The organism is Janthinobacterium sp. Mn2066, assembly GCF_049319705.1.
Classification (GTDB): Bacteria; Pseudomonadota; Gammaproteobacteria; order Burkholderiales; family Burkholderiaceae_D; genus Janthinobacterium.
Window position 1 is genome coordinate 121,118 of record NZ_JBMOUF010000007.1, and the last position, 12,678, is coordinate 133,795.

The window sequence follows — 12,678 nt, forward strand, 5'->3', positions numbered from 1 at the left end:
GGGCGTAAATTACCGGGTATTTGTGTGGTGGCTAATTTGCCACAGGTGCTTGACGGAGAATTATTTTCGTGGCAATGGCGCCGTGCCCGGTTGGCGCGCTGGTACACCGGCGTGGGTGGGCAGCAGATGTTGTTTGAACACCTGTTGCCCGGGGGCCTGCCGCGCCGTGTCAGCGCAGCCTTGTCTGTCAAGCGATCGCGGTTTCCTGGAAAATCGTTTGCCACAGGCGCCGCACGTTGTCCGCATGCATGCGCACGCGCTCCGGCTCCACGCGGGCCAGGTCTTGTCCCTGCAGCCGCAGCTGATGCTGCAACTTGCGCAGCGCGCGGTAGGCATCGGCGACCAGCGCGGCCAGGGCCGCGTCGATCAGGCCCAGTTCGCCGCACAGGCGCAGCAGGGCGATATTGCCCACGTTGGCCGTCAATTGCGGATAGCGGGCCGCATGCTGTAGCACCAGGTATTGCACCATGAATTCGATATCGATCATGCCGCCCGCATCCTGCTTCAGGTCGAACCAGCCGGCGCGCGGCGGATGGGCGTCGAGCATCTTCTTGCGCATGGCCACCACTTCACCCTTCAGCGGACCGTTTTCAGGACGTTCCTTGCGCAGGATGGTGTCGCGGATGCGTTCGAACTGCTGGCCGATGGCGGCGTCGCCCGCGCAAAAGCGCGCCCGCGTCAGCGCCTGGTGTTCCCACACCCAGGCTGCGCTGCTCTGGTAGCGCTCGAACGCCTGCACGCTGGACACCAGCATGCCCGAGGCGCCATCGGGGCGCAGGGCGATGTCGACGTCGAACAGGATGCCGGCCGAAGTGTGTGAGGTCATCCAGGTAATGAAGCGCTGCGCCAGCCTGGCGTACAGGCCCGGCGCTTCCTGGTCGTCGTCGTCGAACAGGAAGATCACGTCCAGGTCGGACACATAACCGAGCTCCTTGCCGCCCAGCTTGCCGTACGCGATGACGGCGAACTTCGGCACCTCGCGGTGGCGCGTGGCCACGGTTTGCCAGGCGGCCGGGATGGTGGCGGCGACGATGATGTCGGCCAGCTGCGACAGGTAATCGGCCAGTTTCTCCACGCTCAGGTCGCCAGCCAGGTCTTGCGCCAGGCACTGGAACAGCTGTGCATGGTGCATTTCGCGCAGGATATCCATTTGCCGCTCCGTATCGCCGGGCGCGTCATCGAGCTGGCGCTGCAGGTCGAGCGCCAGCGCGGCTGGATCGGGCACGCTATGGCGGATGCGTTCGTCGAGCAATTCGTCAAGCAGGATAGGGTGCTGCGTGAGGAAAGTGGCGGCCCAGCCGCTGGCGCAGACCATGCGCACCACCCGTTCCAGCGTGTGCGGGTATTCCGTCAGCAGCGACAAATATGCCGAACGGCGCGCAATGGCTTCTAAAAAGTCCAGTAATCGCCCTAACGTCGACAATTGGCTGGCTTGGCCCGAAGTGATCGAGCAGTCGGCGATCAGCGGCAAGGCCGAGTTGACCAGCGCAACCAGGCGCGTGCGGCTCGCTTCGGGCAGCGATTGCAGGCGCGGCGCTTGCCAGGTGGCCAGCAGGCGCCGCGCGCAGGCAGCCGGTTCGTCGAAGCCCAGGGCGGCAAATCGCACTTCGATGGCTTCCTGCTGGTCCGAGGCGGTGGAATCGTTCGAACTTTGCGGATCGATCCCGGTGTCGGCCGGCGGCGTGCCGCTGCTCTTGTCACTGAACATTTCGTCGAACTGGCCGGCGACAAACACGCGGTGCGCTTCCAGCTGGGCCAGCAGGGTGGCCGTATCGGGCAAGCCCATCATCTGCGCCACGACCAGGCGGTCGCTGTCATTGGCGGGCAGGGTATGCGTTTGCGCATCGTCCAGGTATTGCAGGCGGTGTTCCAGATTGCGTAAAAAGGTATAGGAAGCGAGGAGTTGCTCGACGATGGCTGGTGTTAGCAAACCTTTTTCGGCCACGGTGCGCAGGGTGGTGCGGGTCGAACGGTCGCGCAGTTCGGCGTCGCGGCCACCGCGTATCAATTGAAACACTTGTGCCAGGAATTCGATTTCGCGGATGCCGCCACGGCCCAGCTTGACGTTGTTGCTGCGGTCGGGATGCAGGCGCTCTTGCCGGTTGACCTCGGCGCGGATCTGGCCGTGCATGGTGCGGATGGCGTCGATCACGCCAAAATCGAGATAGCGGCGGAACACGAACGGGCGCACGATGGCTTCCAGCGCGGCGATGTCGTCAAGCTTGCCCGTCACGGCGCGCGCCTTGACCCAGGCATAGCGCTCCCATTCGCGGCCTTGCACGATCAGGTACTGTTCCACCATGCTGAGGCTGGCGGCCAGCGGCCCCGAGTTGCCGTTCGGGCGCAGCGCCATATCGACGCGGAAAGTAAAGCCATCCTGCGTGATTTCGGCCAGGGCGGCGATCAGCTTTTTACCCAGGCGGATGAAAAACTCATGGTTGGACAGGCTGCGCTGGCCCGGCTGCGTGGCGTGCGTGTCGCCGTCTTCCGGATAAACAAAGATCAGGTCGATGTCCGACGAAACATTCAGTTCGCCGCCGCCCTGTTTGCCCATCGCCAGCACCATCAAGGCCTGTTCCTGCCCCGATTCCTCGCCCACCGGCATGCCGTGTTGGGCCACCATCTCGGCCATCAGTGCATCGACATGGGTGCGAATCGCAAAATCGGCAAACTGCGTCATGGTCGTGACGACTTCATGCAAATCGGCCTGGCCGGCCAGGTCGCGTTCGATCAGGCCGCACACCAGCAGGTTGCGCAGGCGCCGCATGGCGCGTTCAGGCGGCAGCGGCGGATGGACAGCGTTTGCCTGCGCGGCCAGTGCGGCAGGAAAGTCGATCTTGTCCAGTGGAGTGAGCGCCAACTGTGCTAGTTGTTCCGCGCGTTCGGGGGCGGCATCCAGCCAGCGCTGGTAAAAACGGGAAGCGGAACTGGCGACGGAGATCGGGAGCGTAGAACTCATGGTGGCGTTTTCTATCGTGAAGTAGGGGGTGTAGTCGCGTAAAGTGGCTGCGAACGCCGGGGGATGCGGTAAAATTGGGCCGCCGGTAGTTTGCTGCTTATTTGCCGCTTATTTGCTGCTGTGTCCTCCTGAACGATGGTAAGGGAGGCAAGGGCCTTGCGCAAGCACAAGCGGGCCGGCAGCGCCCTTGGGGCGTGCCCGTAGACTGAGAATTCAGACGATTTTTGCCATTATTTGACGCCAGGCCAGTTTATTAGCTTATTGATGCAAAAACCGCCAGAAGCAAGCGAGAGCGAGCATGTGCCACTGGCCCAGCGCTGGCAGCGGCTGCGTGCCGCCTATCGCATGGCCAATCTGGCTACACACCACGTGCTGGGCTTTGCGGTCAAGGCCGTGATGCTGGTCTATTTTGTGTTCGCCATCCTGTTCCTGTTCCTGCGCTACGCGATCTTGCCCAATATCGATTATTACAAGAGTGATATCGAGCACGTGGCCAGCCGCGCGCTGGGCAATCCCGTCAGCATTGCCCGTATTTATGCTTCATGGCATGGTTTGCGGCCCAATCTGTTCCTCGGCGATGTCACCCTGCACGACCAGACGGGCCGCCAGGCGCTGAGCCTGCCCAGCGTTTCGGCCACCTTCTCGTGGTGGAGCATCCTGGGTTCGGTCCGTTTTGAAGAACTGGAAATCACGCGCCCGGACCTGGACGTGCGCCGCAGCGCAGACGGCAAGCTCTACGTGGCCGGCGTGCTGGTCGATAACAGCCAGGGTGGAGACGGCAAGGGCGCCGACTGGCTGCTGGCGCAGCACGACATCATCATCCGCGACGGCAAGGTGCGTTGGACGGACGAGTTGCGCGGTACGCCGGAACTGGCGCTCGAGCAAGTCAATTTATTGCTGCGCAATCGCTGGCGCAGCCATCGCCTGGGCTTGCAGGCGACCCCGCCCGCCAGCCTGGCAGCGCCCATCGATGTGCGCGCCCACTTCACGCATCCGCCTTTCAGCACCCGCATCTCCGATATGTCGATGTGGAAAGGGGAACTGTATGCGGACCTGAAGAATGCCGACCTGGCCGCCTGGCGCCGCTACCTCGATTACCCGTTTGAACTCAGCCAGGGCAAGGGCGCCGTGCGCGCCTGGCTGAGCCTGGACCACGCGCGCCTGGCCGGCTTCACGGCCGACGTGGGGCTGACGGACGTGCAAGCCCGGCTGGGCGAGCATATTGCGCCGCTCGATTTGCTGTCGGTCAGTGGACGTGTTTCTGCCAAGGAAGCATTGTCCGTCCAGACGCCGGTCGGCAAACCCACCTTTGGCGCCAACGGCCATCAGGTGGAACTGACCAATTTCGCTCTGCAAACGCACGATGGCCTCAGCCTGCCGCCGACCACCTTGTCCGAACGGTTCACGGCCGCCACCCGGCGCAAGCCCGCGCACACGGAAATTACGGCCCAGGCGCTCGATTTGCAGACCCTGGCGGCGCTGGCCGACAAATTGCCGCTCAGCGAGCAACAGCGCGAACATCTCACTACCCTGGCGCCGCGCGGCGGCTTGCGGGATTTTTCGGCCGAATGGGACGGCGATTTCGCCACCGCCAGCAGTTACCGCGTGCGCGGCCGCCTGGTGGAGCTGGGCCTGAATGCGCGCCCGGCGCGCCTGGCGGTGGCAAAGACGGCGACGACCCCGGCGCAAGCGGCCGCGCCCGCGATTCCCGGCTTCGATAAGCTCAGCGGCACCATCGACGCCAGCGACAAGGGCGGCAAGATCGATATCGACGCGCATGGCCTGGTCTTGCAATTGCCCAGTTATCTCAGCGATCCAGCCTTGCCGTTCGAACACTTCCAGATGCAGGCAGGCTGGGCTTTCGAAGCGAACAACATGCTGCAGGTTAACCTGGACAAGCTCGATTTCAACCAGCAAGGCTTGCGCGCGACCTTGCATGGCACGCACCGCATGCCGCTCGATGGCAGCAACCTGGGTGAAGTGGACCTGACGGGGACGCTGGACAATTTTGAAGTCAACACCATCGGCCGCTACCTGCCGGTGCAGACGCCCGAACACTTGCGCCATTGGCTGACGGGCGCGCTGGAAGGCGGCGTGGCGCGCGACGTCAGCCTGCGCCTGCGCGGCGAACTCGACCATTTCCCGTTCAAGGCCGACACGGCGGCAGAACGCAGCCGTGGTGAATTCCGCGTGGCTGGCAAGATCGACAATGGCAAGCTCAATTACGCGCCAGGCGAATTCGCCGAAAGCGGGCCGCTGGCGGGCAAGGCGCCGCTGTGGCCGCAGGCGGAAAAGATCAAGGGCAGTTTCCTGTTCGAACGGGCACGCATGGAAATTCGCGGCGATACGGCCACCACCGGTGGCGGCGTGGCCCTGAGCAACGTCAAAGCCGTGATTCCAGACCTGACCGTGTTCGACACCCTGCTCGATATCGATGGCAACGCGGCCGGTCCGATGCAGGAATTCCTCAAATATGTCACGGACAGCCCGGTGCTGGCCTGGATCGATCATTTCACCGATGAAACGACCGCCACCGGCAACGCCAAGCTGGCGCTGAAACTGCACCTGCCGATCGAACGCTTGCTGGAATCGACCGTGCAGGGCAGCCTGCAGCTGGCAGGCAATGACGTAGTATTGTTCCACGACATGCCGCCCGTGCTGGGCACGCAGGGCAAGATCGAGTTCAACGAGAAGGGCGTCAACCTGAACGGCTTGAATGGCACCCTGCTGGGCGGGCCGCTGGCCATTTCTGGCGGCAGCCAGCCCGACAATTCCATCCAGGTGAAAATCGCCGGCAATATGACGGTCGATGGCTTGCGCAAGACCTACCCGACCCCCGTGGTGCAGCGGCTGGCGAAGCATTTGAATGGCGGGGCCCGCTACAACGGCTTGATCACGGCGCGCGATCACTTGCTGGTGGTCAATGTCGAATCGCCGTTGAATGGCCTGGGCCTGGACTTCCCGGCGCCGCTGAAAAAAGCCGCTGGCGAGAGCTTGCCGCTACGCTTTACCTTGACCGGTAACGCCGCCAACGCGGCCGGCCTGCGCACGGACGATATACGCATCAGCCTGGCGAACGGCATCGCCGCGCGCTACCAGCGCCAGAAGCAGGGCAAGGACGCCTGGCGGCTGGTGCGCGGCGGCATCGGCGTCAATGTGCCGGCGCCCGAACCGGACAGCGGCATGATGCTCAATGTGAACATGAAGTCGCTCGATGTGGACAGCTGGATCGCCGCCGGCAGTGCCATTGCAGGCAATGCTGGCGATACGGCCGGCAATGCGGGCGCGGATGCGGATACACCTGATTTTGCGCAATATGTCGTGCCCGATATCATGGCGGCGCGCGCCAGCGAGCTGATGTTGGGCGAGCGCAAGCTGGAAGATGTGGTGGTCGGCGCCACGCATCAAAAAGATGTGTGGCAAGCCAATATCGACGCCAAGCAGGTGTCCGGTTATGTGACTTGGCTGGAAACGCCTTCCGGACTCGGCAAGATGACGGCGCGGCTGTCCTCGCTGATCATTCCGGAATCGGCTGCCAACGATGTGAAAAACCTGCTGGAAGGCAAGAGCAGCGCGCAATCGATCCCCTCGCTCGATATCGTCGCCGAGCAGTTTGAATTGTTCAATAAAAAGATCGGCCGGCTGGAGTTGCAAGCCTATAACACCATGGCCGCTGGCGGGCGCGAGTGGCGTGTCGGCAAGTTGCAATTGTCCAATCCTGACGGCGCCCTGAGCGGCAACGGCAAATGGATACTCAAGGATGGCCAGAGCACCACCAGCCTGCGTTTCGGACTCGATATCGTCGATGCGGGCAAGTTGCTGGACCGCTTCGGCTTCGTCGATACCTTGCGGCGCGGCAAGGGGCGCCTGAGTGGCGACATCGCCTGGAATGGCTTGCCGTATTCGCTGGACATTCCCAGCTTGTCCGGCAATATCGAAATGAACGTGGAGTCGGGCCAGTTCCTCAAGCAGGATCCGGGCGCGGCCAAGCTGCTGGGCGTGCTGAGCCTGCAAGCCTTGCCGCGTTTGCTGAAACTCGATTTCCACGACGTGTTTTCGGAAGGTTTGGCTTTCGATGGCATCACGGCCAATGCCAGCATCAAGCGCGGCGTGGTGACCACCGATAACCTGAAGATGCATGGCGTGGCGGCCACCGTACTGATGGACGGCACGGCGGACATTGCCAACGAAACAACTAACCTGCACGTGGTGGTGATCCCGGAATTTAACCTGGGCACGGGGCCCCTGGTGTATGCGCTGGCCGTCAATCCGGTGATCGGCATCGGCAGCTTCCTGGCGCAATTGTTCCTGCGTGCGCCCGTGATGAAGGCGCTGACTTACCATATGCAGATTGCCGGGCCGTGGAAGTCGCCGGTGGTGACCAAGCTCGATAGTGGTAAATTGGAGCCGGTCCCGCTCCCGGTCCCTGCTGCGGCCGCGACGCCGGATGCAGTAGCGAAATAAGCGCAAGTAGCTGAACTAAGCTGAACGATAGGTGACATGATGCATACAGTGGCAGCAATCCAAATGATTTCCTCGCCCTCCGTCGAGGAAAACCTGGCCACCGCGCGGCGCCTGGTTGCCCAGGCGGCCGCCGGCGGCGCCAGGCTGGTGGTCTTGCCGGAATACTGGGCCATCATGGGCCAGCTGGAAACGGACAAGCTCAGTCATGCCGAGCAGCCTGGCAACGGTCCTATCCAGGATGGCATGGCGCAGATGGCGCGCCAGCATGGCATCTGGCTGATCGGCGGCACCTTGCCGCTGGCCTCCGGACAGGCGGGCAAGGTGCTCAATACCACCCTGGTGTACGACCCGCAAGGCGAGCCTGCCGGTCGCTACGACAAGATCCACCTGTTCGGTTTTACGCGCGGTGCCGAGTCGTACGATGAATCGCGCACCATCGTGGCGGGCGGCCAGGTGCGCAGCATCGAACTGCCGTTTGGCCGGGTCGGCCTGTCGGTGTGTTATGACTTGCGCTTCCCCGAGCTATACCGTGCCATGGGCGATTGCGCGCTGATCGTCTTGCCGGCCGCTTTCACGCATACGACGGGCCGCGCCCACTGGGAAGTGCTGTTGCGTGCGCGCGCCATCGAAAACCAGTGTTATGTACTGGCGTCGGCGCAGGGCGGCTTGCATCCGAACGGGCGCCGTACCTGGGGCCACAGCATGCTGATCGACCCCTGGGGCGAAGTCAAGGCCGTGTTGCCGGAAGGCGAGGGCGTGGTCAGCGGCGTTATCGATACCCTGTTCTTGGCGGGCGTGCGCGAATCGCTGCCGGCTTTGGCTCACCGTACAATGTAAGTTGAATTTCAAGAATAGATAGACATGATCCCATTTGAACCTAATCTGTCCAGCCTGGCTGTAGCGCGCAATATTTTGCTGACACCGTTCGGCCTGGACGAAGACAAGCTGCTCAAGGCGCTGGGCACGATGTTTACGCACAAGGTCGATTATGCCGACCTGTACTTCCAGTTCACCAAGAGCGAAGGCTGGAGCCTGGAAGAGGGTATCGTCAAGACGGGCAGTTTTTCCATCGACCAGGGTGTCGGCGTGCGCGCCGTGTCGGGCGACAAGACGGCTTTTTCGTATTCCGACGAGATTTCCGAACAGGCCTTGCTGGAAGCGGCGGCCGCCACGCGCACGATTGCACGCGCGGGCGCCGGCAAGATCAAGGTAGCCGGCCAGGCGCAGCGCCAGGGCGGCCGTTCGCTGTATCTGCCGAATGATCCGCTCGCTTCGCTCGACGCGACGGCCAAGGTGCAATTGCTGGAGCGTGTGGAAAAAATGGCGCGCGCCAAGGATCCGCGCGTGGTGCAGGTGATGGCGGGCCTGGCCGGTGAATACGATGTGGTGCTGGTGCTGCGCAGCGATGGCGTGCTGGCGGCCGATATCCGGCCACTGGTACGGCTTTCGCTGACGGTGATTGCCGAACAGAACGGCCGCCGTGAAACAGGTTCTTCCGGGGGCGGCGGGCGCTTCAGCTATGATTATTTCAGCGACGCCGTGCTGGAACAATATGCCAGCGACGCCGTCAATTCGGCGCTGGTCAACCTGGAAGCGCGCCCCGCGCCGGCCGGTCCGATGACCATCGTGCTGGGACCGGGCTGGCCCGGTATTTTGTTGCACGAAGCGATAGGCCACGGCCTGGAAGGCGATTTCAACCGCAAGGGCTCGTCCGCGTTTTCAGGCCGCATCGGTGAGCGCGTGGCCGCCAGGGGCGTCACCGTGGTCGATGACGGCACCCTGCCGGACCGCCGCGGTTCGCTCAATATCGACGACGAGGGCAACCCCACGCAATGCACCACCCTGATCGAAGATGGCATCCTGAAAGGCTATATCCAGGACACCATGAATGCGCGCCTGATGAAAATGCCGGTGACGGGCAATGCGCGACGCGAATCGTTTGCCCACCTGCCGATGCCGCGCATGACCAATACCTATATGCTGGGCGGCGACAAGGATCCGGGCGAAATTCTTGCCTCCGTGAAAAATGGTTTGTATGCGGTGAACTTTGGCGGTGGCCAGGTCGATATTACGAACGGCAAGTTCGTCTTCTCGGCCAGCGAAGCGTACATGATTGAAAACGGCAAGCTCAGCTATCCAGTCAAGGGCGCCACCCTGATTGGCAACGGTCCCGACGTGCTGAACCGCGTTTCCATGATCGGCAACGACATGCGCCTCGATTCGGGCGTGGGCGTGTGCGGCAAGGAAGGGCAAAGCGTGCCCGTGGGCGTGGGCCAGCCGACTTTGCGCCTTGATGGCATTACAGTGGGCGGCACTGCCTGATTTACTTGAAAGGCCAGCCCGCAGCGTCCGCCGTGGGCTGGCAACTTTCCTTTCTTTAAAACTTGTACTTCAATCCCGCGCTAAAGAACCGTCCTGCCGCGCCCGCATAGTCGAGCGGGTTGTAGCTGGTGGCGCCGTAGGTCAGCGGGTCGAGCGGGGCGATCTTGTCGAACAGGTTCTGGATCGATGCATACGCTTCCAGCTTGGGCGTGGCCAGCCAGCGTGCCGTCAGGTCCACGCTGGTAAACGAGGCGATGCGGCAGCCGCGCGGTGCATCCGAGCCATCGGCGAAATGCGTGGCGCAGCCATCGGGATCGTTCTTGAACAGCACATTGTCGAGTGCGCCGCGGTAGTTGACGTTGGTCGATACGCGCCAGTTCTGGCGCTCCCAGGTGATGCCCAGGTTGACCCGGTTGTTCGGCGTGCCCATGCAGTTGGACACGTCGCAATTGCCGTGCGTGCCCGCGAAATCACGCTGCGTGCCATCCTGCTCCGTGCGCAGCCATTTGTACAAGTGCGTCCATTTCACGTCGAAGGTCAGGCTGCCATAATCATGGCCCAGGTCGAAGCGCTGGCGGCCGTCCACGTCGATGCCGCGCACCGTCGTTTGCGCCGAATTGACATAGTTGGCCAGCACGGCCGTGATGGCGCCCGGGTCGCCCGGTATGCCGGTGGCGGTGGACGGGTCGCGCGCCACATGGCCTTCGGCAATTGCCGTGTCGGTTTGTTCCTGGTTGATTTCATTCTTGCGGCGGATTTGCCACAGATCAACGGAGAGGCTGGTGCGGGGCAGCGGGTCCCAGATGGCGCCCAGCGAATAGCTGCGCGAGCGTTCCGGCGACAGGTTCGGATTGGGCGAGGTGATGATGGCGATCGAAGCGGGATTACAGGCCGCGGCGACGCCCAGCGCGCAGCGCAGGGGATCGGTGGCGGTGGAAAACGCCGCCAGGCCGCCGACGCCGTTTTCTGCCGCGCTGGGGGCGCGAAAGCCTTTGGCGAAGGTGCCGCGCAGGGCCAGCTCGCGTAGCGGCGTCCATTTGATGCCCGCTTTCGGCGTGTAGGAATTACCCACGTCGCTGAAATGGTCGGCGCGCAAGGCGCCGGACAATTCGACTTGCTTGAGTACCGGCGCCAGCACCTCGGCATAGAGGGCCGAGGCGTTGCGGCTGCCTTTGTAGGCCGAATAGCCCAGGCCGATGATGTTACCCCGTTCCGTGCCCGTGGTCGGTTGCAACTCCGTGGCTTCATGACGGAACTCCGCCCCCACGGCAACGCCCAGCGCACCGCCGTTCAGCTTGCCGACTTCGCGGCTGGCCTTGAAATCGATTTGCGCGATATGCGTCCTGGCATCGTTGGAGAGGGTGGGCGACAGTGCCGCATACAGGGCCGGTGAATTGAGGCCGGCATTTTCCGCGATGCGCCACAGGCTGCCTGCAGGCAGGGCGGCATACGCGGGGTTCAGGCTGGCGGCTGCCACGTTGGCGGCGCTGGGGTTGAGCAGGGCGAAGGCCACGTCGCGCTGCAGGTAGCCATTCTGCTCGTTCGAGACCCGGTTTTGCGAGTACAGCAGGGCGCTGTCGATATCCCAGCCGGCCAGCGTGCCCTTGATGCCCAGCACGTAGCGCTGGAAGGTGGAATCGATGTTCGAGACGCGCGGCCCCACGTCGCCGGCCAGGTAGCGCAGGCGGGCGTCGGTGCCAAAATAAGGGTTGTCCGGATGGGTGGCGCCCAGCGACACGCCCGCATTGCTGACGGGCCCGCCAGGATAGCCGACCGAGCCGCTGACGGTCGATGGCGTCGTTTGCGAAGTCGATTCGCTGTGATACAGGTTGACCTCGGCATACGTCTGCAGCTCGGAGTTCAGTTGCCAGGCGCCGCGGCCGAAGAAGTTCACGTTTTTCTGTTGGGGCTGGATTTGCCCGTATTGTTGCGCGGCATCAATCAAACAGCCGCCGCCCGGATCGCCTTGCGGATGCGTGGTGAAGTTGCTGCAGGCTGCGGCCGGGAAGCTGCGCGTAAAACCCACGCCAGCCAGGTTGCCGCGGTTGTAGTAATCGAGCGTGTCGGGGTTGCGCACATTGCCGTTGATGGCGCTGCCGGCCGCATTGTTGGTGGTGATGGCGCCCGTGCCGCCCAGCGCCTGCTGCGCGCTGAAGCCCAGGTCGCGCAAGTCGCTGCGGCCGACGGCGCCGCGTCCGGCCCGGTCGCGGTTCCAGATCGGCGCCTTTTCGCTGTATTCGAGGTTGAGCAGCACGTTGTAGCGGTCGGCGTCGATATCGCCGAAACCATGCATGATGGCCGCGTGCGCATCGCGGCCATCCCAATCCTTGGTCTTGCCGTAATTGCCTTTGAGCGTGGTGCCCTGGAAGTCGCGCCGCAGGATCACGTTGACCACGCCGGCAATCGCATCGGAGCCATAGATGGCCGAGGCGCCATCCTTGAGGATTTCCACCCTTTCGACGGCGTCGAGGGGAATGATGTTCAGGTCGGCAAAGACCTTTTGGCCATCGTCGGCCAGGCCGTACGGCGCCACCCGGCGGCCATTGAGCAGCACCAGCGTCGAGGCGGTGCCCAGGCCGCGCAGCGAAATGCCCGAGGCGCCGGCCGCGAAGCCATTGCCGAAGGTGGTGGGGACGGAACCCTGGTTGTCGACGGCCAGCGTCTGCAGCAGTTCGGCCACGCTCGATTTACCGGATTTTTCGATGTCGGCGGCGCTCAGTGTCTGCACGGCCGATGCCGTTTCAGCCTGCGCGCGGCGGATGTTGGAACCGGTGATTTCCACGCGGGCGATCGGTGCGCCCGTGGCGCCGTCTTGTGCTTGCGCCGATGCGGGCAGGCCGAGCATCGTCAGCAGAACCGCGCCTGGCGCGAAGACGATGGCGCTGGCTGGGGTGGGGAATGAAGGTGATCGTGTCTTGCAATGTCGTGACATG

At 63.2% G+C, this 12,678-nt stretch carries 5 protein-coding genes; 3 read left to right on the forward strand and 2 right to left on the reverse strand.

All coding sequences use genetic code 11. The annotated features are described in order from the left end of the window. Positions 1 to 187: 187 nt before the first annotated feature. The gene (gene glnE / locus ACL9RI_RS15085) at positions 188 to 2,959 is read right to left on the reverse strand and encodes a bifunctional [glutamate--ammonia ligase]-adenylyl-L-tyrosine phosphorylase/[glutamate--ammonia-ligase] adenylyltransferase (RefSeq protein ID WP_422727337.1); all 2,772 of its coding nucleotides are present in this window, start codon (positions 2,957 to 2,959) and stop codon (positions 188 to 190) included. A 264-nt stretch (positions 2,960 to 3,223) separates the two neighbouring features. Between glnE and ACL9RI_RS15090 the strand changes: the two genes are divergently transcribed. The 3 genes from ACL9RI_RS15090 to tldD are packed head-to-tail and all read left to right on the forward strand — an operon-like array spanning position 3,224 to position 9,745. Further along, a complete protein-coding gene (locus ACL9RI_RS15090) occupies positions 3,224 to 7,423 on the forward strand; it encodes a YhdP family protein (protein WP_422727338.1) in 4,200 nt (1,399 codons plus the stop codon). Between the two features lie 36 nt (positions 7,424 to 7,459). Then, a complete protein-coding gene (locus ACL9RI_RS15095) occupies positions 7,460 to 8,260 on the forward strand; it encodes a carbon-nitrogen hydrolase family protein (protein WP_422727339.1) in 801 nt (266 codons plus the stop codon). Positions 8,261 to 8,284: 24 nt separating this feature from the next. Beyond that, positions 8,285 to 9,745, forward strand: a complete 1,461-nt coding sequence (gene tldD / locus ACL9RI_RS15100; RefSeq protein WP_422727340.1) for a metalloprotease TldD — start codon at positions 8,285 to 8,287, stop codon at positions 9,743 to 9,745. Positions 9,746 to 9,800: 55 nt separating this feature from the next. Here tldD and ACL9RI_RS15105 read toward each other — a convergent pair whose 3' ends face one another. Continuing rightward, positions 9,801 to 12,677, reverse strand: coding sequence for a TonB-dependent receptor (locus ACL9RI_RS15105; RefSeq protein WP_422727341.1), 2,877 nt, complete (start codon positions 12,675 to 12,677; stop codon positions 9,801 to 9,803). Between the last annotated feature and the right edge of the window lies 1 nt (position 12,678).

Bases quoted from the DNA above. Each gene is read 5' to 3' on its own strand.
- glnE (WP_422727337.1), bottom strand. From the start codon at position 2,959: ATGAGTTCTACGCTCCCGATCTCCGTCGCCAGTTCCGCTTCCCGTTTT.
- tldD (WP_422727340.1), top strand. From the start codon at position 8,285: ATGATCCCATTTGAACCTAATCTGTCCAGCCTGGCTGTAGCGCGCAAT.
- ACL9RI_RS15090 (WP_422727338.1), top strand. From the start codon at position 3,224: ATGCAAAAACCGCCAGAAGCAAGCGAGAGCGAGCATGTGCCACTGGCC.
- ACL9RI_RS15105 (WP_422727341.1), bottom strand. From the start codon at position 12,677: ATGTCACGACATTGCAAGACACGATCACCTTCATTCCCCACCCCAGCC.
- ACL9RI_RS15095 (WP_422727339.1), top strand. From the start codon at position 7,460: ATGATGCATACAGTGGCAGCAATCCAAATGATTTCCTCGCCCTCCGTC.